The 22649-nt window shown below is 73.9% G+C and carries 18 protein-coding genes and 1 pseudogene; 7 read left to right on the forward strand and 12 right to left on the reverse strand.

Annotation, left to right across the window (positions count from 1 at the left end; genetic code table 11):
* The first annotated feature begins 20 nt into the window (after window positions 1-20).
* Window positions 21-944, forward strand: coding sequence for a sirohydrochlorin chelatase (locus tag ACIQWR_RS09960; RefSeq protein WP_404006335.1), 924 nt, complete (start codon window positions 21-23; stop codon window positions 942-944).
* Window positions 945-1525: 581 nt separating this feature from the next.
* Here ACIQWR_RS09960 and ACIQWR_RS09965 read toward each other — a convergent pair.
* The 3 genes from ACIQWR_RS09965 to ACIQWR_RS09975 all read right to left on the reverse strand — a co-directional run bounded on the left by ACIQWR_RS09965 (window position 1526) and on the right by ACIQWR_RS09975 (window position 5038).
* A complete protein-coding gene (locus tag ACIQWR_RS09965; protein WP_404006337.1) occupies window positions 1526-2677 on the reverse strand; it encodes a lactonase family protein in 1152 nt (383 codons plus the stop codon).
* 50 nt (window positions 2678-2727) lie between these two features.
* Window positions 2728-3864: a nitric oxide synthase oxygenase gene (locus ACIQWR_RS09970; RefSeq protein WP_404006339.1), complete on the reverse strand. Its 1137-nt coding sequence runs from the start codon at window positions 3862-3864 to the stop codon at window positions 2728-2730.
* A gap of 196 nt (window positions 3865-4060) precedes the next feature.
* Window positions 4061-5038: a helix-turn-helix transcriptional regulator gene (locus ACIQWR_RS09975; protein WP_404006341.1), complete on the reverse strand. Its 978-nt coding sequence runs from the start codon at window positions 5036-5038 to the stop codon at window positions 4061-4063.
* A 50-nt stretch (window positions 5039-5088) separates the two neighbouring features.
* Here ACIQWR_RS09975 and ACIQWR_RS09980 point away from each other — a divergent pair, with 50 nt between their 5' ends.
* Window positions 5089-5568, forward strand: coding sequence for a hypothetical protein (locus ACIQWR_RS09980; protein WP_404006342.1), 480 nt, complete (start codon window positions 5089-5091; stop codon window positions 5566-5568).
* A gap of 54 nt (window positions 5569-5622) precedes the next feature.
* Here ACIQWR_RS09980 and ACIQWR_RS09985 read toward each other — a convergent pair whose 3' ends face one another.
* Both ACIQWR_RS09985 and ACIQWR_RS09990 read right to left on the reverse strand, forming a co-directional pair.
* Window positions 5623-7125, reverse strand: coding sequence for an FUSC family protein (locus ACIQWR_RS09985; RefSeq protein WP_404006438.1), 1503 nt, complete (start codon window positions 7123-7125; stop codon window positions 5623-5625).
* Between the two features lie 272 nt (window positions 7126-7397).
* Window positions 7398-8336, reverse strand: coding sequence for a reductase (locus tag ACIQWR_RS09990; protein ID WP_404006344.1), 939 nt, complete (start codon window positions 8334-8336; stop codon window positions 7398-7400).
* 71 nt (window positions 8337-8407) lie between these two features.
* Between ACIQWR_RS09990 and ACIQWR_RS09995 the strand changes: the two genes are divergently transcribed.
* Window positions 8408-9400 (forward strand): LysR family transcriptional regulator, encoded by a 993-nt coding sequence (locus tag ACIQWR_RS09995; RefSeq protein WP_404006346.1) that lies wholly within the window; start codon window positions 8408-8410, stop codon window positions 9398-9400.
* Here ACIQWR_RS09995 and ACIQWR_RS10000 read toward each other — a convergent pair.
* Complete coding sequence (locus tag ACIQWR_RS10000) at window positions 9390-12668, reverse strand: TIM-barrel domain-containing protein (RefSeq protein ID WP_404006348.1); 3279 nt, start codon at window positions 12666-12668, stop codon at window positions 9390-9392. The two genes, ACIQWR_RS09995 and ACIQWR_RS10000, sit on opposite strands and share 11 nt — an antisense overlap.
* Window positions 12669-12930: 262 nt before the next feature.
* Here ACIQWR_RS10000 and ACIQWR_RS10005 point away from each other — a divergent pair, with 262 nt between their 5' ends.
* Complete coding sequence (locus ACIQWR_RS10005; RefSeq protein WP_404006350.1) at window positions 12931-14067, forward strand: alpha/beta hydrolase; 1137 nt, start codon at window positions 12931-12933, stop codon at window positions 14065-14067.
* A gap of 40 nt (window positions 14068-14107) precedes the next feature.
* Here the strand turns inward: ACIQWR_RS10005 and ACIQWR_RS10010 are convergent, their stop codons facing one another.
* Window positions 14108-14923, reverse strand: a complete 816-nt coding sequence (locus ACIQWR_RS10010) for a glutamate ABC transporter substrate-binding protein (RefSeq protein WP_404006352.1) — start codon at window positions 14921-14923, stop codon at window positions 14108-14110.
* A gap of 172 nt (window positions 14924-15095) precedes the next feature.
* On the opposite strand from ACIQWR_RS10010, the gene ACIQWR_RS10015 reads away from it, so the two are divergent.
* Window positions 15096-15638: a TerD family protein gene (locus tag ACIQWR_RS10015; protein ID WP_404006354.1), complete on the forward strand. Its 543-nt coding sequence runs from the start codon at window positions 15096-15098 to the stop codon at window positions 15636-15638.
* Window positions 15639-15776: 138 nt separating this feature from the next.
* On the opposite strand, the gene ACIQWR_RS10020 is transcribed toward ACIQWR_RS10015, so the two are convergent.
* Complete coding sequence (locus tag ACIQWR_RS10020; protein WP_404006356.1) at window positions 15777-16391, reverse strand: TetR/AcrR family transcriptional regulator; 615 nt, start codon at window positions 16389-16391, stop codon at window positions 15777-15779.
* 238 nt (window positions 16392-16629) lie between these two features.
* On the opposite strand from ACIQWR_RS10020, the pseudogene ACIQWR_RS10025 reads away from it, so the two are divergent.
* Window positions 16630-17157, forward strand: a pseudogene (locus tag ACIQWR_RS10025) (phosphatase PAP2 family protein); the annotation flags it as partial.
* A 102-nt stretch (window positions 17158-17259) separates the two neighbouring features.
* Here the strand turns inward: ACIQWR_RS10025 and ACIQWR_RS10030 are convergent.
* Both ACIQWR_RS10030 and ACIQWR_RS10035 read right to left on the reverse strand, forming a co-directional pair.
* A complete protein-coding gene (locus ACIQWR_RS10030; protein WP_399258545.1) occupies window positions 17260-17928 on the reverse strand; it encodes a response regulator in 669 nt (222 codons plus the stop codon).
* Window positions 17929-18004: 76 nt separating this feature from the next.
* Window positions 18005-19201, reverse strand: coding sequence for a sensor histidine kinase (locus ACIQWR_RS10035; protein ID WP_404006358.1), 1197 nt, complete (start codon window positions 19199-19201; stop codon window positions 18005-18007).
* Window positions 19202-19544: 343 nt separating this feature from the next.
* Here ACIQWR_RS10035 and ACIQWR_RS10040 point away from each other — a divergent pair, with 343 nt between their 5' ends.
* A complete protein-coding gene (locus ACIQWR_RS10040; protein ID WP_404006360.1) occupies window positions 19545-20171 on the forward strand; it encodes an RNA polymerase sigma factor in 627 nt (208 codons plus the stop codon).
* On the opposite strand, the gene ACIQWR_RS10045 is transcribed toward ACIQWR_RS10040, so the two are convergent.
* Entirely contained in the window at window positions 20095-21174 is a 1080-nt protein-coding gene (locus ACIQWR_RS10045; RefSeq protein WP_404006439.1) for a MerR family transcriptional regulator, read from the reverse strand. The two genes, ACIQWR_RS10040 and ACIQWR_RS10045, sit on opposite strands and share 77 nt — an antisense overlap.
* A 95-nt stretch (window positions 21175-21269) precedes the next feature.
* A complete protein-coding gene (locus tag ACIQWR_RS10050) occupies window positions 21270-22643 on the reverse strand; it encodes a cryptochrome/photolyase family protein (protein ID WP_404006361.1) in 1374 nt (457 codons plus the stop codon).
* Window positions 22644-22649 lie beyond the last annotated feature (6 nt).

Genomic DNA, 22649 nt, shown 5'->3' on the forward strand with positions numbered 1-22649 from the left:
AGCCAGTAGCATGCGGCGCCATGAGCTCCCCCACTGGGCCCGCGAATGGCCTGCCCGTACGAATGCCGCGACCCCGCCAGACCGGACGGCACCGCCGGCCCGAGCCCGCGGTGGCGCCCGAGGGCGCGCCCGCGCTGGTGCTCGCCGTGCCCGGTGCGCCCTCGGCCGCCTCGCGGGGGTACGCGGAGGAGATCCTGAGCATCGGGCGCTCCGAGCTGCCCGGCCTGGACGCGCACATCGGTTTCCTCGACGGCGATGACACCCCGGGCGCCGAATTCCCCGCCCTGTCGGGCGTCCTGACCGCGATCGGACACCAGCGCGCGGCGCGCGCCGAATTCGCCCGCGCGAGCGGGCAGGAGGTGCCCCCGCCCAGCGGCCCGGACGCCGTGGTGGTGCCGCTGCTGGTCGGCCCCGACGGCGACCTGCTGCGCCGGATCCGCCAGGCGATGATGGACTGCGCCGCCGCCGTCGAGCTGGCCGACGTGCTCGGTCCGCACCCGCTGCTGGCGGAGGCCGTGCACGTACGGCTCTCCGAGGCGGGCCTGGCCCGCGCCGACCGCGCCCGACTGTTCACCGTGACCACCGCCGCCGACGGCATCATCCTGGCCACCACCGGTGGTCCGGAGGCCGTCCAGGCCGCCGGTATCACCGGCATGCTGCTGGCCGCGCGCCTCGCGGTGCCGGTGATGGCCGCCGCCCTGGACCAGGAGGGTTCCGTGGCCGCCGTCGCCGACGAGCTGCGCCAGTCCTCCGGCGCCGTCCAGCTGGCGCTGGCCCCCTACCTGATCGGGCCGGAGGCGGCCGACGGTCTGGTCGACACCGCGTGCAAGGAGGCCGGCTGCGCCGCGGCCGACGCCCTCGGGGCGTACCCGGCGCTCGGCAAGCTCGCCGTGGCCCAGTACAGCCGTGCGGCGGGCATCACCCTGGACGCCCCGGTGCACTGACCGTTCCCGTACGCACGAGGGCCCGCCCCGGACCACCAGGTCCGGGGGCGGGCCCTCTCGCGGTTGCGGGAGCCCGCCGGCCTTCCAGGCGCCCCTGGGTTGGCCCACCCCGCCGCAGGCGGCCACCCGGCCGTGCCGGCCAAAGTTGCCTCCGGCGGGCCCTCAAACGCCGGGCGGCTGAAGCCGGCACACCCGGCCGCAGACGCCGACACGGCCACCCCGGTCGGACTCGCCTCCGGCGGGCCCTCAAACGCCGGGCGGCTGAAACGGGCACACCCGGCCGCAGACGCCCACACGGCCACCCCGGTCGGACTCGCCTCCGGCCGGCCCTCAAACGCCGGGCGGCTGAAGCGGGCCCGGCCCCCGCCGCTTCCAGCCCCGCCGGCGTTTGAGGCGCCCCCGGAGGGCACGACACGCGCACGGCGGCTCCGGTCAGAACCGGCCCTCGAACGCCGGGCGGCCGAAGCGGGCCCGACCCCTTCACCGCGGCTCCGGTCGAAGCCGGACCTCGAACGCCGGGCGGCTGAAACGGACGGGCACAGCCCGCCGCAGGCGCCCGCACGGCCGTGCCGGTCGGGACCTCAGTCGAAGACGACGCAGGTGGCGGCGGGCACCGGGGCGGATCCGGCGCGCCGCGGCAGGCCGGTCAGCGGGTCCACGTCGAACCAGGTGACGTCCCCGGAGTGCTCGTTGGCGGCGTACAGCCGCCGAGCGGTCGGGTCGAGGGCGAGGTCGCGCGGCCACCGACCACCGCAGGACACGCTGCCCGTGAGCTGGGGGCGCGCGCCGTCGCCGGGGAGGGCGACGGCGGCGATCACGTCGATGCCGCGGACGGCCGCCCAGAGGAACCGGCCGTCCGGCGAGACGACGACGGCCGAGGGATAGGCCCGTGCGGCCCCTGAGCCGCCCTCTGGGGCGACCGGAAGCTCCGCGACCGGCTCCACTGTCCCGGCGGTCGCGTCCCACCGGCAGACGGTCAGCAGCGGCCGCAGCTCGTTCAGTACGTAGAGCAGCGCTCCGCCGGGGTGGAAGGCGAGGTGCCGGGGACCGTGACCCGGCGTCAGCGCGGCTTCGGAGTGCACCCGCAGGGCGCCTGAGGCCGGGTCGAGGGCGCACACGCGGACCGAGTCGGTGCCGAGGTCCACGCTGAGCACCCAACGCCCGCTCGGATCCGGCAGCACCTGGTGGGCGTGCGGCTCCCGCTGCCGGTCGGCGTCGGGACCGGAGCCGTGGTGGCGCAGCACCGAAGCCGGGCCCGTCGGGCGCCCGTCGGCGGCGCGGGCGAGCGTACTCACGCTGCCCGAGGTGTAGTTCGCGGTGACCAGGTGGTCCCCGGCGAGGCTGAGGTGCGTGGGGCCGGAGGCGTCCACGACGACCGGGGAGCCCAGGGGCACGAGCCCGGCGGCGGTCGGCCGGAAGGCTCCGACGGCGCCGCGCTTGGTCTCGCTGACCGCGTACAGCGTCGCAGCGCCGGAGCCGTCCGCACCGCCCGCGCCGAGCACGAGGTACGAGGGGTCGTCGAGGGCGTCGGTGGTGGCGATCGGGGTCAGGGCGCCGCTCGCCGGATCGACGGTCGCCGTGGTGATGCCGCGACCGCCCGTCGAGGTGAACGAGCCGACGTACGCGCGCCGCCCGCGCGCGGGCCCGGGCTCCGCGGGCCCGGCCGCCGTCCCGCCCGCGCCGCCGTGCCCGCCCGCGTCCGCCCGCTCGCCGCCCCGGTCCGTACTTCCCACGGTCTTCCCCTTTCCGTCGGTTCGTCCGGGGCCGACGGTAACAGAGGGGTCTAGACCAAATCTCGCCCTTGGGCGCGTTCCCGCGCGCCGGCGTGCTGGACGTACGCCGGGCTCTGCTTCCGGTCCTCGTAGGTGCGGTGGAAGACCGGGGTCGCCGAGCCGGACATCGGGGGCACGATCCAGGACCAGTCCGCTCCCACCTCGCGCCCCTTGCGCTCCTCCCGGTCGATGTGGGAGAGGAAGCGGCGGGACTCGGTGTGGTGGTCGGCGATGGTGACGCCGGCGCGGTCGAAGGAGTCGAGCACGGCCCGGTTCAGCTCGACCATCGCCCGGTCCTTCCACAGCGAGCGGTCGCTGGAGGTGTCCAGGCGCATCCTGCGCGCCACCTCGGGCAGCAGGTTGTAGCGGTCCTCGTCCCCGAGGTTGCGGGAGCCGATCTCGGTCCCCATGTACCAGCCGTTGAAGGGGGCGGCCGGGTAGTGGATGCCGCCGATCTCCAGGCACATGTTGGAGATCGCCGGAACCGCGTGCCAGCGCAGCCCCCAGTCCGCCCAGTGGTCGCCCTCCGGGTGCTCGATGGGCACCTCCAGCACCGCGTCCTCGGGGAGTTCGAACCAGCGGGGCTTGTCGTCACAGCCCTGCACCACGAGGGGCAGCAGGTCGAAGGCGCCGCCGCGGGCGCCGGTCCAGCCCAGTCGGCACAGGGTCCGGGTCAGGGACGCGTTGCGCGGGTCGCCCACCGGGATCGAGTCCTCGTCGCCGTATCCGGCGTAGCGGATCAGCTGCTCGCTCCAGATCAGCGGCCCGGGGCGGTGGGGGGCGTCCGGGGCGAAGACGGTGATCGTGGGACGCACCCGCCCGCCGTTGGTCGCGTCCCGCAGGTGCTCGAAGCACTCCTCGGCTATCTCGTCCGCCCCGGTGAGCCCTCTGCGGTCGCGCACGCGCAGCGAGTTCCAGTACAGCCGACCTATGCACCGGTTACTGTTGCGCCAGGCGACGCGGGCCCCGTGGACGACCTCGTCGTGGGTGTGCCGGTAGGTTCCGGTCTCCGCCAACTCCGCCCGTACGGCTTCGAGTCGCATGGCCGGATCGCCCGCCTCCGGATTCTCCCGGTGGAACAGCCCGATGAACTCCTGCGCCTCTTCCCACACCTGATGGGCCGTCGGCGTCTGATGCAGAATTTCCATTTCGTGCGGTTACCCCCTGTCCGGGCAGATCCACCCTGTACATGTCAGATGAATGTGCGATGCGCCATCACTCTTTGTACGGGCCGCAGGTCAGCCGCGTAAGACAGCTGACCCCGGAACACCCGTTCGAGTGAAATGTGCGCGAATGGCTGCGTCAGTCGGGGCGCCGGCATAGGATCCGCGGCACGACGAAGGCTCAACCAGCGGTATTCGGCCACGCACCGTAGCGCCGGGCCAGCTCCGCGACGGTGGTCGCGATCCTCGCCCGCAGCTCCGGCGGGGCGAGCACTTCTACCTCCGCGCCCAGGGCCAGGAACGTGCCGTGCGCGTGGTCGACGGACTCGATGGGCAGCACCGCGCGCGTCCAGCCGCCCTCCTCGGGCGTTCCGGTTTCGGCCAGGGCCGTGGCCGCGGCCCCCTCCAGGGCCGCCGCGCCGCGCGCCGAGATCCGTACGACCGCCTCCCCGCGGTGCAGCCGCGCGTGGAACCCGACCCGCGCCTCGGCCCAGTGCGCGGCCAGATCGAAGTCCGCCGGGGGCTCGAACCCCTCCGACGCCACCGAGAGCTCCAGGATCTGGTCCACCCGATAGGTCCGCGCCCCCGGTCCCGGCCCGGCGACGAGGTACCAGCGCCCGGCCTTGAGGACCAGACCGTAGGGCTCCAGCCGCCGGTCCACGTCGGTCGGTGCCTTCCAACGGCGGTAGCGGACCTCGATCACCCGGCTGCGCCACACCGCGTCGGCGACCTGCGGGAGGAACGGCACCCCGGTGTCCCGGGCGTACCAGCCGGGGGCGTCGAGGTGGAACCGCGAGCGCATCCGATCGGCCTGGGCGCGCAGCTCGGGCGGGAGCGCCGCGCGCAGCTTCAGCTGGGCGGCGGCGAGCGAGGTGCCCAGACCCAGTTCGGCGGCGGGTCCCGGGACGCCGGTGAGGAAGAGGGCCTCCGCCTCGTCCGCGTTCAGTCCGGTGAGCCGGGTGCGGTAGCCCTCCAGCAGCCGGTAGCCGCCGTCGTGTCCCGCGTCGGCGCGCAGCGGGACCCCGGCGGCCAGCAGGGCGTCGATGTCGCGGTAGACGGTCCGGACGGAGACCTCCAGCTCCTCGGCGAGGCGGGCGGCGGTCATCCGTCCGCGGGTCTGGAGCAGCAGCAGGATCGACAGCAGGCGGCTGGATTTCACGGCGTCTTCACTGACACAAGGTGTCAGTGAAGACGTCCTACGGTCCAGCCATGACCTTCACCGAGAAGCTGTTGACCGTGCCCGCGCCGATCGAGGTGGGCGGCCGGCGGATCAAGCGCTACCACGTCACCTACGACCCCGCCGGGATCGAGCCCGGGGTGGAGCGGGCGGCCTACGCGCTCCTGCCCGAGCTGCTGCCCGAGCCGGACGGGACGCCGCCCGCGTCCTTCGTCGTCCTCCACCGGGGCGGGGACACCGGCGCCTACCTCAACGTCTACAGCTGGGCCTGGGACAACGCGCTGCACTTCGTCGGCGCGGCGGCGGGCCAGCCGGTGCTCGGTTGTCCGGACACCGATCCGACGCGCTTCGTCCGCATCGGGCCGGGGCTGATCGGCTGCGTCTGGGAACTGGCGCCCCTGCTCCACGAGCGCGACGCCTGGGTGCGCCACCTGCTCGCCCCCGACCGCCCCGACCTCGACGGCTACCTCGCCGACTCGCTCGCCGCGGGCACGACGGGAGACCGCGCGTGAACGACGTCGACTTCGCCACCGGCGCCCGGGACGTCACCCACCGGGCGACGGCCTTCAGCCGGCGCTGACCAGCGGGGAGGGCCGGTCCGAGCGCAGCGGGTGCGCCAGTTCGGCGAGCGCCCGCTCCAGCCCGTGCAGGTGGGCGAGCGCGGGCTCGGCCAGCGGCGGGGGCGTGGCGGCGACCGCGGGCTCCCGGTCCTGGCCGAGGTCGGTGATGGGCGCGGTCAGCGCCTCCACGGCGGCCTCCACCCGCCAGCAGGCGGCGGCGAGCCGGGCGTCGTGGGAGGCGGAGGGATCGGCCGCGACGGCGGCGAGGCCGCGCACCTCGCGGGCGCAGTCGTCCAGCAGGGCGATGACCCGGCGGGCGCGGGCCCGGCGGTCGCGGAAGGGGCTCAGCGGATGGACGAGGGGCGCGAGCGCCATCCGTACGCGCGCCAGGAGCAGCTCCAGCTCCGCGGCGTGCGGGGCCGGATCGGCGGTCGGCGAGCCGGCGAGGCGCGCCGCGGCGGCCGCGGTGGCCGCGTGCACGCAGCGCAGGGCGCGCTGGATCCAGGCGTCGTTGGTGGCGTGGGTGGTGACGGGCAGGACGAGGACAACGGCGAGCGCGGCGCACACCGCCCCGACCCCGGTCTCCACCAGCCGCAGGACCAACAGGGCCGGGTTCAGCACGCCGAGGAGGCCGTAGAGCAGCCCGGCCATCACGGTGACGGCGAGCATCATCCAGCTGTAGGACACGGGGGCGGTGTAGAAGATGCCGAAGACGCACACGGCGACCAGCGCGGCGGTCGGCGCGGGGGCGCCGTGCAGCGGGATCGCGATCAGCAGGCCGACGACGATGCCGATGACCGTACCGAGCACCCGGCGAAAGCCCCGGACCAGCGTCTCGCCCCGCGAGGCGGTGTTGACGAAGATCCACCACGTGGTGCCGACGGCCCAGTACCAGCGGTCCTCGGAGAAGAACTGGCCGAGGGACAGGGCGACCGCGCAGGCGGCCGTGGCCTGGAGGGCCTGGCGGGTGGTGGGGCGGGCGAAGCCGCGCCCGGGCAGCCCCGGGGGCACGGCGGCGGGCGGGTTGCGCCGCTCGATGGGCCACAGCAGGAACCGCACCGTGCCCGCGGCCAGCAGGGCGAGCGCCACGGCGGCGTAGAGCTCGGGCAGCTGGGCGGGGACGGCGTGCAGGAACTGGGTGACGAAGAAGCTCATGAAGGCGAAGATGCCGAGGGCGTGGCCGCGCGGGCCCCAGCGGCGGGCGTAGACCCCGCAGAGGACGACGACGAGGAACGCCGCGTCGCGGGCGAGCGGGACACCGTGCAGGCACGTGGCCAGGGCCAGCACCGGGAACCCGGCCACCGGCAGCAGGGCCGTGGTCGCCCGCTGGGCGCGCACGCTGGCGTCGGTCACGGTGAACAGGGCGAGCAGTGCGGTCAGGCCTCCGGTGATGGAGGCGGTGAGCGAGAAGCCGCACAGCTCGGCGGCGGTGACGGCGAGGCCGATCCCGACCACGGCGCGCAGTGAGTTGCGCAGTCTCAGACGCCCCGGATCCGGAGCCACGAACATCCTCTTCACGGCGGTGTGCCGCCCCCCTTGCGATGGTGCGCTCGCCGGTCGCGCGACGGCCCGGGGTGGTGGGCGTGGGCGGACACGGCGAAGGCACCGTGGTCCGGAGCGGCCTCGTCGCCGTCCGGCGCTGCACGGCGCCGTAAGTACATGGATACGGCACAGATAACCATCCGGAGGCCCAACGGCTCAACTCGCCCTCCGATGACTGGGCCATTGGCACAGTCGACGGGGCTGCGTGGTGGCCGACAGAGGACCGTCGGACCACTTCTTCAGGCAGCCTGCGCACGTGCCTCCGCCGCGGCCCCCGGCAGCCAGTCGGCGACCCGGGAGAAGGCGAAGCCGAGGCGGGCGGCCCGCTCGTTGTCCATCGCGTAGGAACGGTCGAAGGAGAAGGGGGAGGCGGCGCCGTCGTGCACCGTGCGGTAGCGGGGGCGCGGGCCGCCCCCGGCGGCGATCAGCTCGGCCAGTCCGGTCACGTCGAGCGCGCCGTGGGAGGCGGCGTTGACGGGTCCGGTGAAGGTGCCGGCCGCCGCCCAGTGCAGGAAGCGGGCGATCTCCTCGTGGTGCACGAAGGAGGTCGGGCGGGGGTCGGGGTGGACGTCGAGGGGGCGACCCGCGGCGATCCGCTCGACGTAGTGGGCGAGCCGCCCGGTGAAGTCCGCGGCGCCGCCGCCGAGCACGTGGGCGGTGCGGACGGACACGGTGTCGAACTCCGGGTCGCTCAAGAGCACCGCTTCGGCCCGGCGCTTGCCCTCGGCGTAGGCGGTCGCGGGGTCCGGCGCGCCGCCACCGCGCGCCGGGGACAGGGCGGCGAGGTCGAGGTGGTCCTCGGTGAGCGCGGCGCCCGTGCTCGCCCCGGCGTTCGCGACGGGCGGGACGGGCGGGACGGCGAAGGTCGCGGGGTCGTACACCTCCATGGTCGAGGTCATCACGTACCGCCCGGTGCGCCCCGCGAAGACCCGGCGGGCGAGGGCGGCCTGCCGCGGGGTGTAGCAGATCTGGTCGATGACCACGTCGAAGGTGCGCTCGCCCAGGGCCTCGCGCAGCTGCCGCTCGTCGTCGCGGTCGGCGACGAGACGCGTGGTGCCGGGCAGCGGCTCGCCGGAGCCGCGGTTGATGACGGTGACCGCGTGGCCGGCGTCCCGCTCCAGGGCGACCAGGTGCTTGCCGAAGTACCGGCTTCCGCCGATGACGCATATGTTTCGCATGCCCTCGACTCTGCCGCCGGCCGGTCCCCAGCGGAACCGACCACTTGCTGCACCCGTATGAAGGAAAACTGATGATCGATGTGCAGCGGCTGCGCGTGCTGCGGGCCGTCGCCGAGCACGGCAGCTTCAACAAGGCCGCCGGGGCACTGCTGCTCACCCCGTCGGCGGTCTCGCAGCACATCGCGGTGCTGGAGCGGACGCTCGGTCACCCGGTCGCGGTGCGCAGCACCCGCGGGGTCACCCTCACCGAGCCCGGCCGGCTGCTGGTCGAAGCGGCGGAGTCGATCTCCGACGAGCTCGATCGGGTGCGGCGGCGGATCGACCGGCTGGGCGCGGCGCGCCCCCGGCTGACCCTGGCCACCTTCACCAGCGGTGGCCGCCACATGCTGCCAGGAGCGCTGGCGCGCTTCGTGGCCGCGCTCCCCGAGGTCGAGCTGACCGTCCTGGAGGCCGAGCCGGAGGAGGCGGTGCCGATGGTCCGCCGGGGCGCGGCCGATCTGGCCCTGACCTACCACTTCGACGGTCCGCAGCCCTCGGGGCCCGGGAGCCGGCCCGCGCTGGACTGGACGCCGCTGATGGACGATCCGCTGTCGGTGGTGCTGCCGCGCGGCCACCGGCTCGCGGAACGGGGCTCGCTGGAGCTCGGCGAGCTGGCGGCCGAGCGCTGGGTGCTGGGCTGCCTGAAGACGGAGGCGTACCTGCGGCGGTACGCGGCGCAGGCCGGTTTCGAGCTGCGCGTCGCCGCCTCCACGACCGACTACTTCTTCGCGCAGTCGCTGGTCACGGCGGGTGTGGGGGTCTCGCTCGTGCCCCGGGTCTCACTGGCCCCGGGGCCGGGAGCGGTGGCGGTCGAGGTCGAACCGCCGCGGCCGGCCCGGTACCTCGGGGTGATCGCGGTGCGCCGGCGCGCGCCGCAGCCCTACGTCGAGGCGCTGACCGCCGAGCTGGTCGCCGAGGCCCGCGCGGACAGGGGTGCGCGGACGGGTACCGGCGCGGACAGGGGTGCGGCCGGGGCGGAGGATCCCGCCCCGGCCGCCGCGGCCCCGGTGTCCGTCAGGGGGTGAAGGTCCAGCGCTGCGCCGCGGCGCCCGTGCAGGCGGCCAGCCCGAACGTGGTCCCGTTGGCCGCGGCGGAGCCGGTCGGGACCAGGCATTGACCGGCGGTGCGCAGGCTGCCGTCCGGCCCCTGCTGCCAACTCTGCGCGGCCGGGACCGGGGCGGGGGCGCAGGCCCGTACGGTCACGGCGCCGGTGGCCCCGGCCGTCGAGTCGAGGCAGACCCCGCCGAGCCCGGTGAGCCGGCCGTCGCCCGTCAGGCTCCAGTGCTGGTTGGGCCCGCCGTGGCAGGTGTACAGCGTGGGTTCGGTGCCCGGTGCAGTGGCGCTGTGCGGCAGGTCCGCGCAGCTGCCCGAGGCGCCGTTGACCAGGGTGGCGTCGGTGGGCAGCGGCGCGGGCCGCCCGGTGAGGGTGATCTCGGCCGCGCTGGTCCAGGGCCCGCGGCCGCCCGCTTCGGTGAGCGCCTTCAGCCGCAGGTAGCGGCCGGTCTTAGCGGCCAGCGGTACGGTCTTGGCCGCCGCGGTGTCGGCGAGCGTCCCGGTGGCCACCGGGGAGCCCCAGTCGGTGGTGCTGTCGGAGAGGTACACCTCGTAGCCGCCGATCCGGCCGTTGCTCCCGCCGTCCTGGCGGGGCAGGTAGCCGAGGCCGTCCACCGCGTAGCGGGCGCCGAGGTCGATGCGGATCTCGTGCGGCAGCGCCGCCGGGGTGCCGGAGGACCAGGCGGTGTGCCAGAGGGTGGCCGGGTTGCCGTCGAAGGCGTTGGCGGCGGCGCCGTTCTCGCCGCTCGTCTCCTGGCTGTCCGCGGAGATCAGGGACCAGCCTGCCTGCGGGACGGGGGTGGCGGAGGTCGGGATCGGCTGGGCCGCGGGGAGCGTCGTACCGGTGGCGGAGACGGTGAAGGCCGCGGACTTCGTCCCGGTCTTGACCCACAGCACGCCCGCCCGGTCGGCCGGGTCGAAGAACCATCCGGTCGTCGCCGCGTCGTAGGCGCTCTTGGAGCCGAGGCGGGTGAGGGCGGCGGCGTCCGCGGTGACGGTGGCGGGGGCCGAGGCCACGTGGAGGGTGAACTCGTAGCCGCGGGAGGCGGGCTTGCCCGCGTAGCTGCCGGTGGGGGCGCCGACGGAGACCGTGACGGTGCCGGAGCCGGTGGTCGGCGCGCTGACGTCGACCTGCTGGTGGGCGAAGGCGCCGTTCTGGTGGGCTCGGGTGAGGCCGTCGTCCTCGTAGAGGGAGAAGGCGGAGTTGCCGCGCGGGGTGATGTCGTAGGTGAGGGTGGAGACCGGCTTCTCGCCGGCGTAGTTCATCTGGGGCCACATCGGCACGATGGCTCCGCCCTTGACGAACAGGGGCAGGGTGTCGAGGGGGGCCGCATAGCCGTTCAGCCAGCCCGGTCCGGCGTAGGTCCTGCCCGTCCAGTAGTCGGTCCAGGTCCCGGCGGGGAGGTAGATCCCGTCGCGGACGGCGGTGTCGGAGACGACCGGGGCGACGAGGAAGGAGTCCCCGGCCATGAACTGGCCGCTGGTGAGGTTGCCGCGGGCCACCGGGTCGTCGGGGTAGTCCAGGACCATGGCGCGGGTGCTGGGCACGCCGGTGTCGTGGGCGACGGAGCTCATCGTGTAGAGGTACGGCATCAGGCGCATCTTGAGCTGGAGGTACTTGCGGTTGATGGACAGGTAGGGCTCGGCGAACCGCCAGGGCTGCTTGTCCTGGTAGCCGGCGCTCGGGCCGGTCGCGCCCCACCCGGACATGGTCATGAAGGCCGGGGTGAAGGCCTTCCACTGGAGGTCGCGGGCGTAGGTCTTGGGGCTGCCGCCGAAGATGCCGTCGACGTCCCCCGAGGCGTAGTTCAGGCCGGACAGGCCGGCGCCCGCGATGGCGGGGACGTGCCAGCGCATGTCGTCCCAGGTGCCGTTGGTGTCCCCGGTCCAGACGACGGCGTTGCGCTGGGTGCCCGCCCAGCCGTCGACGGTCCACACGTAGCGGCGGGCGTCGGAGTTCTTCTCGATGCCGTCGACGGCCTGCTGGACGCCGGTGAAGGCGGTCTTGTAGCCGCCGCCGATCCAGGCGACGTCCGTCTTGACCCCCCGGCTGCCCGCCACGGACACCTCGTCCTTGATGGAGCCGAGCCCGGTGGAGGTCCACAGTCCGGTCTGGAAGCCCTTGGCCTTCAGGGCGTCGACGGTGGACTTGAGGGGCGCGGTGTAGCCGCAGCCGTAGCCGTCGTTGGGCAGGAACCAGCCGGAGGGCATGTCGGCGGCGCGGGCGTCGCTCGCGTAGCCGACGACGTCCGGGGTGCTCTGGTGGCGCAGCCGGTCGTGGTCACCTTGGTATGCGGGGTTGGAGGCGTTGAAACAGTCGGCGTTGCCGAGCTCGAAGCCCCACAGGGGGGCCATGAACGGCTTGCCGCTGACATCGGTGTAGGCGTCGAGCACGGACTTGAGGGAATCGCCGGTGAAGTACCAGGCGTCGAAGCGCTTCTCGTCGTGGGTCAGCGCGCTGGGGGCGTTGAAGGCGTACGAACCCGGGGCCCAGGTGTTGCGCATGACGCCGTAGTTGTTGGTCGACATGTAGAAGGGCGCGGGGCTGGCGTTGTTGTTCTCCCGCCACTTGTTGTCCACGGCCACCGGCACGGTCTTGCCGCGCAGCGCCCACTCCCCCAGCCGCAGGCCGGTTCCGTAGAACTGCTCGTCGGCGCCGCGGGCCAGGTACTGGGTGGTCTGACCGGCGGTCCAGCTGGTCGGCTGGGACTCCTGCCAGACGAGGGTGGTGTTGTCGGCCCGGTAGACGGAGAACTGCAACGGCGACTTGTTCACCCGGATCGAGACGGAGCCGGCGGTGGAACCCGTGGTGATCTTGTAATAGCTGCCGGCGTCGGTGTATCCGGCGTTCACCGGGCCGAAGTCGGTGGTGGGGGCCAGGTCGGAGCCCGCGGGATCGTTGGTGAAGGCGCCGTCCGGGGAGAGCCAGAGCCGGAAGACATCGGCCCGCGCGACCACCACGCGGACCTTGGCGCCGCTGGTGGAGGTCACGGTGAAGGTGTTTGCGGACTGGCTCACTCCGGTGGCGTTGCCGGCCGTGGACGCGGCCGCGGCGGAGTCGGTGGGCGCGGCCTCGGCCGTGGAGGCCGCCGGTCCCGCGGCGGCCAGGCCCGCCACGGCGAGGGCGCCGGCCAGGAGCGCGGCGAGGTGGGCGCGGCGCCGGGGCGGGGTCCCGCCGGGGCGCCGGGATCGCCGGAACAGGGGTGGGAGCGGTGGCAGGAGGTGGGGGGTGAGTCTCATGGGGCAGCTCCTCGTGCGGTCCGGGAAACGGACACAGCTCTTTGGCATGCACCGGGCAACATAGCGCGCCCACAGGTTCACGTGAAGGAAGATGCTCGAAGTGACGCATTATCGCGCAGCTTCGAGCACGCGCTGCTGGCCGAACACGGCTCACCGTTCGCGCGGTTCATACCCGTTGGTGGCGAACCGCGGTATTCGGCCCGGCCTCTCCTACCGTGACGCCAGGGCGACAACACGGCGACGAGGCAACAGGAGCGGCCCCATGGAACACCGCACACCACCACCCCCGGAGCCGTCGTCGCCGCCGCTGACCGCCCCGCCGCGCAGGACGCTCCGGGGTCGCTGGATCGGCGCCGTGGCCGCGGTCGTGCTGGCGGGCGGCGCGGTCGGATGCGCGCTGGCGTACGACGACGTGTTCTCGGACACGGGTGACATCGTCCGCGTCGACCAGGAACAGGACCAGGGCCAGGGCCGGCCACCGGTCCGGGCCGGCGATCCGGCGGTCGCACCCGCCGATCCGCTGACCCTGATGCCGACCGGACCCCGGCCGGAGCTGCGGATCGCCGCCACCGTCCCCGAGGACGGCACCAAGGTCATGGTCACGAACTTGGAGGGGAAGAAGTCCGGGTTCACCGGAAGGGTCTGGCTGTGGGTGCCCCCGCAGTACAAGGAACCCCGTTACGCACACAGCGGGTTCCCCGTGATGATCGCCCTGCCGGGCGGCCCCGGGTACCCGAACAACTACTGGATGGACCCGCACCTCAAGCTGGAGTCCAGCATTTCCAAGTGGTCACGGGAGGGCAGCAGCCTGCCCTTCATCCTGGCCATGCCCGTCCTCAACCCGCAGACCGACAGGGACGGCCTCTACTGGGACGGGAGCGACATCCCCGGCCAGCCCAAGATGGGCACCTGGCTGACCGAGGACGTGCCGGACCTGGTCCGGGCCACCTTCCGCACCATCGCTTCGCGCGACGGGTGGGCCTTCATGGGCAGTTCCTCGGGCGGCTTCGCGGGGCTCAAGGCGGTGCTGCAGAAGCCGGACCAGTTCAAGGCCGTGATCGCCGGAGGGCCCGACATCGTTCCCGACTCCCGGCTGTGGAACGGACACCCGCGGGAGAAGGCCGAGAACAGCCCTCCGGAACTCGCGCAGAAGCTGCTGGACCGCCAGGGCCCCGAGGTCTACCTGGGCTTCCAGGTCGGCACCAAGGGCAGTGACATCCGCAACCGGCCGCCCATCGAGAAGTTCATCAAGCAGTACGGGGTCGGCCCGGTCAAGACGAAGTTCCGGGTCGACGAGGGCGGCGGGCACGACGCCTACAGCTACGTCCCCGGCATGTACGACGGCGGCCTGATCCAGTGGATCAGTCAGCACATGCGGGGACCGGTCCCGACCGCCTAGGGGGTGTCCCGTCACCGGGGCGGCCGGGACGACGGTCGGGTCAGCTGCCTTCGGTGATCGCCGGGGCGGGCTCGTTCTTGTAGTTGGCCGCCCCGAAGTTGCTCTTGACGAACTTCTCCCAGGACCCGTCCTGCTCCATCTTGCGCAGCGCGGCGTTGATCTTCTTCTGGAGCTCCTTGTCGCCCTTCTTGATCCCGATGCCGTAGTTCTCCTTGCTCAGGTTCAATCCGGCCAGCTTGAACTTGCCCTGGTTCCCCTCCTGCGCGGCGTAGCCGGCGAGGATGGTGTTGTCCGTGGTCAGCGCGTCGAGCTGGCTGTCCTGGAGGGCGACGAGGCACTCGGAGTAGCCGGGCAGCTCCAGCAGCTCCGCCTTGGGGGCGAGGTTGCTCTTGATGTTCTCGGCGGAGGTGGAGCCGGTCACCGAGCAGAGCTTCTTGTGGTTGAGGTCCTCGGCCTTGGTGATGTCGGCCTGGGAGGAACGGACCAGCAGGTCCTGGTGGGCCAGGAAGTACGGCCCGGCGAAGTCGACCTTGGACTTGCGCTTGTCGTTGATCGAATAGCTCGCCGCGACGAACTTGACCTCGTTGAACTGGATCAGCAGTTCCCGGTCGGCGCTGAAGACCTGCTTGAACTCGATCTCGCTGGGCTTGTAACCCAGTTCCTTGGCCACGTAGCGGGCGACGTCCACGTCGAACCCGGAGAACGTGCCGTCCGCCGCCCGGTACCCGAGGCCGGGTTGATCGAACTTGATGCCGATCGGGATCGTGTGTTTGGCGTCGTCGTTCCCGCCGCACCCGGAGGTGGTCAGGGCTAGGGCGATCGTTGCGGCGACCGCACCGGCCTGGGAAACCTTCATGCTGGACTCTCTCCGATGGTAACGGCTTGCTTGGAGAAGCTAGAAAGCCCGTGAGCGCAGCGTCACTACATCTGAGCGAAACTTGAGGATAACGATCCGGTCGGGCGCGAAGATCCCCGTGACAGCATGACGGGGTACGGGGGCAACGCACATGACCTGGAGGGGGAGTTCGGTGAGTGGAGTACGCAAGAGTCTGGCCCGGGTGGAGGTGGCGCTGAAATGGGACCCCAGCGCGTCCGGTGAGCCCGCGAACGACCTCGACATCATCGCGGCGGTGTACGCGGAGGGTGATCTGCGGGGCACGCCCGAGTACGTCGTCCATTTCGACCATCGGGCCCCCGACGGCACCGTCACCCTGAACCGGGACAGCCGCACCGGCCAGGGGTTCGGCTTCGACGAGGTGATGACCCTCGAACTCGACCGGATGTCGGAGCGGCTGCGCCGCGTGGTCGTGGGCGTGGTCATCCAGGGCGACGACGGCTCGAAGACCTTCGGCGACATCGGCGGCTTGGCCCTGCGGATCCGCGAGGGGTACGTCGACCTCGTCACCGAGGGCCCGGTCGCGGGCGTGACCGGCGCCACGGCGGCCACGGTCGCGGTGTTCACGCGGGACGCCGGGGGCGCGTGGTCCCTGGACGCGGCCGTGCACGGCTCGACGGCCGGTCCGGACGAGTACCTCCGGACCATGGGCGACACCCCCGGGGCCGGCGCCTGAAACGAACGCGGACCGGGTGGCGGCCGCTCCTGTTGGAGCGTCCGCCGCCCGGTCCGCGGGGGTGCGCTGCCACCGTCCCCACGAGGCAGCGCGGGCAGGCGGGCCGTCCGGTCATCGGAGACGGCCGCCCGCCGGTCTTCAGGGGCCCGGAGCCAGGCCCAGTGCGGGGAGCAGCGCGGCATCGACGAAGCGGACGAGGTAGTCGGCGTCGGCGTAGCGGCCCTCCAGGACGGGGCGGATCCGCAGGACGCCCATCAACTGCGCCGGGAGGAACTCCACGGCGGGGTGCCCCGCGGCGATCTCGCCGCGGGCGACGCCGCGGGCCACCATCACGTCGAAGGCGGCGAGTTCGGGTTCGACCAGCGCCTCGCGCAGGGCTCCCTGGAGTTCCTCGTCGTTCATGACGGCGTGGCCGAGGGCCTGGGTGAGGCGGGTGTCACGGCCCGAGGTGCCGGCCGCGATGCGGGCGACCGCGCGGAGGTCCCCGGCGAGGGTTCCGGTGTCCACGGCGGCGAGGCTGCGGTCGCTCCGCGCCGAGCGCAGGGCCGCGGCGACCAGGCGCGGCTTGGTCCTCCACTGTCGGTAGAGCGTGGACTTGCCACAATTGGCGCGGGCCGCGACGCCCTCCATGGTCAGGGCCTCGTAGCCGTGCTCGCGGAGCTGTTCGAGGACCGCGTCGAAGAATTCCTGCTCCCGCTCCGGGGTGATCTTGGAGCGGCGCGCGGCGGCCGTCGGCAACGGCGACGACGTCATGAGCGGCTCTCCTTCGGCGGACGGCGGGGCGGGTGGCGGGTGCGGTGCCCTTCGATACGGCAGCGTACCGGAACGCAGACGTATCGGTACACTCTCGTATCGATACATTGTCGTATCGATAGTCGCAGAGGAAAGAGACCGGGGCATGACCCAGCGCACCACGGCCGTCGGGCGGCCCCGCGCGATACCCGAGCTGTTGCTCGTCGCGGTCCTCTTCGCCGTGTACAAGGGCGGCCGGATGCTGACGTCGGGCCACACCGACGACGCCTTCCGCAACGCGGGCCGCGTCTGGGACGCCGAGCGCGCCCTGGGACTGCCGGGCGAGGGCCGGGTCCAGGACCTGCTCCTGCACAGCGACGCCGTCGTCCACCTCGCGAACACCTACTACGCGGCCGTCCACTTCCCGGCCACCGCGGCCTTCCTGATCTGGCTGTACCTGCGCCGGCCCGGCCACTACCTGTGGGCCCGCCGCGTGCTCGCGGCGCTCACCGCCGTCGGGCTGGTCGTGCACCTCGGCTTCCCGCTGGCCCCGCCGCGGCTGCTCGACTCGGCGCACCTGATCGACACCGGCCAGGTCTACGGGCCGACGGTCTACGGCGCCGCGCCCGCCCAGGACCACATGGCCAACCAGTTCGCGGCGATGCCCTCGCTGCACTTCGGCTGGGCGCTGATGCTCGCGATCGGCATGATCGCGGTCACCCGCGGGCGGTGGCGGTACCTGTGGCTGCTGCACCCGCTGCTGACCCTGACCGTGATAGTCGGTACGGCCAACCACTACTGGCTGGACGCGGCCGTGGCGACCGCGCTGCTCGGCATCGCCCTGCTGGTGATGCCCCGGCCCGTGACGCGGCGGGTGCCGGAGCGCGGTTCACGTGCTCCGGGCGACGAGACCGTGCTCGTGGGCGAGGACGACCGCCTGCGCGCGGCTGGACAGCGCGAGCTTGCTCATGCAGTGGTGCACGTGGGTCTTGACGGTGGCCGGGCTCAGGACCAGCCGGCGCGCGATGTCGGCGTTGGACAGCCCGGCCCCGACCAGGCCGAGCACTTCCCGCTCCCGCGGCGTGAGCACGTCCAGCCCGGCCCACGGGGTGCGGAGCACCGGGGCGCAGCTCTCGATCAGACCGGTCAGCGCGCCGGGGCTGAAGAGCATCTCGCCGGCGTGGACGGTCTCGATGGCGGCGAGCAGCCGCTCCGGCGGGGTGTCCTTGACCAGGAACCCACCCGCGCCGGCGCGTAGCGCCCGGTAGACGTACTCGTCGGTGCCGAAGGTGGTCAGTACGAGCACCCGCGGGCCCGGACCGGCGGCCGGGTCCGCGGCGGCGGCCGCCAGGATGCGCTCGGTGGTGGCGATCCCGTCGGCGCCCGGCATCCGGATGTCCATGAGGACGACGTCGGGGCGGGTCTCGGCCGCGAGGCGCACCGCCTCCTCGCCGTCCGCCGCCTCGCCGACGGGCTCGAAGCCGGGAGCGGCCCGGAGCAGCGCGGTCAGCCCCGACCGGATCAGGAACTGATCGTCGACGACGAGTACAGACGGCATCCGCGCTCCCCCGCTTCCCGTGCTTCCTGTGCTTACCGATGGGTCCGGACGAGCCGGTTCCGTCGCCCGGCGCTCCTCACCGGGCGGCGACCGGACGGGGCACCGGGACGGTCAGGCTGACCTCGAAACCGCCTTCCGGGACGGACCGGGTCACCACCGTGCCGTGGTAGATCGTCGCCCGCTCGCGCATGCCGATCAAGCCCTGGCCGGAGGACGGGGACCGGGTGGCCGAAACCCGCTGGGCCGCTCCCTCGTCCCTGACCAGGACCGACACGGAGTCCCTCGCGTAGTGGACGTGGACGGTGGTGCGGGCGGCCGGGGCATGCTTCATGACGTTGGTCAGCGCCTCCTGGACCACGCGGTACGCGCAGAGGTCGATCCCGGGCGGGAGCGCGTACGCGCTCCCGGTGACCCGCACCCGCACCGGGACCCCGGCCGCCGAGACGCGCGCCGCGAGCTCGCCGAGCCGCCCCAGCCCCGGCACCTCGGGCGCCGGTTCGGCCGCCGCGCCCGGGGCGGCCGGAACCCGGTCGGCCGCGCGCAGGACCACGAGCATCCGGCGCATCTCGCCCAGTGCCTCGCGGGCACTGGCCGCGATGACGTCGAGGGCGGAGCGCGCCGTCGCGGGGTCGGTGGTGACCACGTACCCCGCGACACCGGTCTGGACGGCGATCACCGAGACGTGGTGCGCGATCACGTCGTGCAGTTCGCGGGCGATCTGGATGCGCTCCTCCATCACGGCCCGGCGCGCCTTCTCCTCCTGCTCCCGGCGCAGCCGCAGGGTCAGGTCGCGCAGGCGCCTGGCCCCGTCGCCCGCCTTCCAGCCGACGATCGTGGCGGCCACGACGAAGCCGGCGCTGAGTGCGCCGATCCCCGGTTCGGCCAGCCGCGAGCCCCACAGCTCGACGAGGAGCACCAGGACGGCGCAGCTGGCCGAAACCCGCCGCTCCCGGCGGGCGGCGACCGTGTACAGGGGGAGCAACAGGCAGCCCACGGCGGGTACGTGGTAGTAGCCGCGGGTGAAGTAGCAGGCCGTCCACAGCACCGTACTGACGAGCACGGCCGCCGGGAAGCGGCGCCGCAGCACCTGCGGCAGGAGGATCGCGCCCAGCAGCACGTAGGCGAGGACGTCGCCGTCGCGCCAGTAGCCGTGGGGATCGGGCCAGTTGGCGAGCATGGTCGCGGAGATCCACAGCCCCCCGAGCGCGTAGGCGGCGTCCCCCGCGATCGGCAGCGCCGCCCGGATCCGGACGACCGCCGGATGTGCCGACACCGGCGCCGACGTCCTCCAGCGCGAAGAACCTCGCACGTCACCCCCCTCAGGACCACTCATGGTTGTACAGGGTCTACACCCAGGGGGGTAGGCGCATTTCAACCCGCGGATGGGCGAGCACCGCCCCTCGGCGCACGTACGTTCTCCACGACGACACGTCGACCACGACCGCACCGGTTCCGCGGGCGCCCCGCCCGCAGCAGACCCTGCTCCCGGGGACGCCGTGCGGCCGTGCCCGTTCGGGGGCGGGCACGGCCGTGCGGAGGGGGCAGCGCTCCCGGCGGAATCCGATGCAGAAACGATGCGAGTTGAAGGGGCCGGTGGTGCTCACGAGGCTGGGTCCATGGACCTCAAGGACCACCCGGACCTCGGACGAGCCCAGCGCACCGGCGACGACGGCACGGCCGACGACGCCGAGGACGCCCGGCTCGCGGCGCTCTTCCTCGCCGGCGACGAGGACGGCATGACGGCCGTCTACCTCCGCTGGCGGCCGCTCGTGCACTCCCTCGCCCGCCGTTGGCTGGGGGACGACCGGGAGGCCGAGGACGTGACCCAGCAGGTGTTCCTCGCCGCCTGGCGCGGCCGCGGCGGCTATCGGCCCGCCAGCGGCGACCTGGGCGGCTGGCTGGTCGGCATCACCCGTCACAAGGTGGCGGACGCACTGGCCGCGCGCACCCGGCGGGCCCGGGCGGTGGCCGCCGCCGGGACCCTGTGCGCGGGCGCGCCGACGTCCGCGGGCGCGGCCGGGCCGGAGCAGGCCCTGGACCGGGTGTTCGTGCTGGGCGAGCTGGCCCGGCTGCCGTCCGCCCAGCAGCGGATCCTGCGGCTGGCGTACTACGGGGACCTGACCCAGACCCAGATCGCGGCCCGCACCGGAATGCCGCTGGGGACGGTCAAGAGTCACATGCGGCGCGCGCTGCAGTGCCTGCGGAGCGCCCTGCAGGCGCAGCCGCTGCCAGCGCCTCGATGACGTCGACGGCCGAGCGCAGCGCGTGGAGCCGGTCCGCGCCCGGTAGCGGCGGGCCGCCCGCGCCCCAGCCCGGGCCCGCGAGCAGCAGCCACGGGTGGGCGCGCGCGCCGCGCAGTCCCCATTCGACGGCCGAGACCGACCGCACCAGCGAGCGGTCCGCCGTCGTGCGGACCTGGGACCAGAGCACGACGGCGCAGGGCCCGATCCGGCGGACCGCTTCGAGCAGCGCGTCGGCGGGCAGCGCGGGACCGAACATCCGCACCGGCAGGCCCCGTTCGCCGAGCGCCGCGCAGAGCGCCTCCATCGGGAGGCTGTGCAGCTCCCCCGGCGCGCAGGCGAGGAGCACCGGAGCCCGACCCGGGCCCTCGGCGGCGGGCCGCACCCGGCCCAGCGCACCGGAGACGAGCCAGGACAGCAGGTGCTCCACCTCCACGTAGCGCTCCCCCGCGGAGGCCCACTTGCGGCCGACCGCGTGCAGGGTGGGGGCGATGATCTCCTCCCAGGCGGTGACGGGCCCGTGCGCGGCCAGGGCCGCCTCCAGCAGCTCCGCCACCGCGGGCGCGTCCAGTCGTACGGCGGCCCGCGCGAGCCCCCGGCACTCGGGGCGGACCTCCCCCAGCGGCAGCGCGTTGCGCCCGCCCGGCGCCTTGGCACCGCGCGACGTGGGCGGCGCGGCCGGCGCTGCCGGCGGCGGGGGCGGGGGCGGGGTCGGGGTCGGGACGGCCTCCGGAGCCGCTCCGGCGGGACCCGCGAGGGCGGCGCGGGCGGCTTCGGCGGGCGGCACCCCCTGGGAGGTCAGGTGGCACATCAGTTCCAGGCGGGCGATGTCGTGCGGGGTCCAGCGGCGGTGCCTGCCGTCCTCCCGGCGGGCGGGGCCGATGGAGTAGCGGCGCTCCCAGGAGCGCAGGGTGGTGGGCGAGACGCCCAGGCGCCGGGCGACGGCGCCGGTGCTCAGCGGCCACGGCACGGGCGGCGGCTCCGGGGTGGGGTGCGCACGGTCCACTCCCGTCACGATACGGCCATCCGCCCCGCGGTCCGCCACGGTGCGGCCCACCACGGACCGGTCCGTCACGCTGCGGTCCGTGACGCTGTGATCCGTCACGATGCGGCGCGGGCCTGCTTGAAGCGGCCCAGCGCGTCGGCGAGGTCCACCACCGGGTGCGGATAGTCGTACCGGGCCCGCTCCAGCCCGGTCAGCCGCCAGGGCTCGAAGACCTCGGGTGCGGGCAGGTCCGCCAGTTCCGGCACCCAGCGGTGGACGTAGTGGCCGTGCGGGTCGTAGCGCCGGGCCTGCCGGACGGGGTTGAGGACCCGGTTGGGCCGGGTGTCGGTGCCGGTCCCGGCCACCCACTGCCAGTTGAGCTGGTTGTTCGCGAGGTCCCCGTCGACGAGCAGGTCCAGGAAGTGCCGGGCGCCGGTCCGCCAGTCGACGTAGAGCGTCTTGGCGAGGAAGCTCGCGGCGAGCAGCCGGCCCCGGTTGTGCATCCAGCCCTCGTGCCGCAGCTGGCGCATGGCCGCGTCGACGACCGGGTAGCCGGTGCGGCCCTCCTTCCAGGCCTCGACCTCCTCGGCGGCCGCCGCGTCGGTGCGCCAGCGGTCGTACCGGACCCGGTAGTCCACGTGCGCGACGGCCGGGCGGGCCGCGAGCACCTGGTGGTGGAAGTCCCGCCAGCACAGCTGCCGCACGAAGGCCTCCGCGCCGGGGCCGCCCGCCGCCCGCGCCCGGTGGACGCACTCCGCGGGCGAGAGGGTGCCGAAGTGCAGGTGGGGGGAGAGCCGGGAGGTGGCGTCGCCCGCCATGTCGTCGTGCACGTCCTCGTAGCGCGCCACCCCGTCGCGCAGCCAGGCGGCGAACCGGGACCGGGCCTCGTCCTCGCCGCCGCGGGCCAGGCCCGGCGAGGTGCCGCGCACCGCGGACCGTTCGGGCAGCGGCTCCGAGCCCACCGCCTCGGGCACCCGGATCGCGCGCGGGGCGCGCGCGAGGGGCTGCGGGGGCTGATCGGACCAGCGGCGGAAGTAGGGGGTGAAGACCGCGAAGTGGTCGGAGCCCGCCGGCGTCACGGCGCCGGGGGCGAGCGCCGTCACCACCGCGTCGTGCACGTAGAGCCGCCGCCCCTCGCGCTCCAGCGCGGCGCGCAGCCGCTCCTCCCGGCCGTGGGCGTAGGCGCTGACCCCGGCCGCCATGTGGACCTCGTCCGCGTCGGCCTCGCGGACCACCGCGCACACCTGGTCGACCACGTCCCCGGAGCGCACGACGAGGCGACCGCCGCGCTCGCGCAGTCCGGCGTCGAGGGCGACCAGGCAGTCGGCGAGGAAGGCGAGCCGGTTGGGGGCGGTGAATCCGGTCGCCTCGACGCCCCGGTCCCGGACGAACAGCGGCACCACCTCGGCGGAGGAGGAGAGCGCGGCCCGCATCGGCGGATGGTCGTGCAGGCGCAGGTCGGAGGTGTAGAGGACGACCGCGACGTTCATGGACGG

The organism is Streptomyces sp. NPDC098789 (assembly GCF_044759975.1).
Classification (GTDB): Bacteria; Actinomycetota; Actinomycetes; order Streptomycetales; family Streptomycetaceae; genus Streptomyces.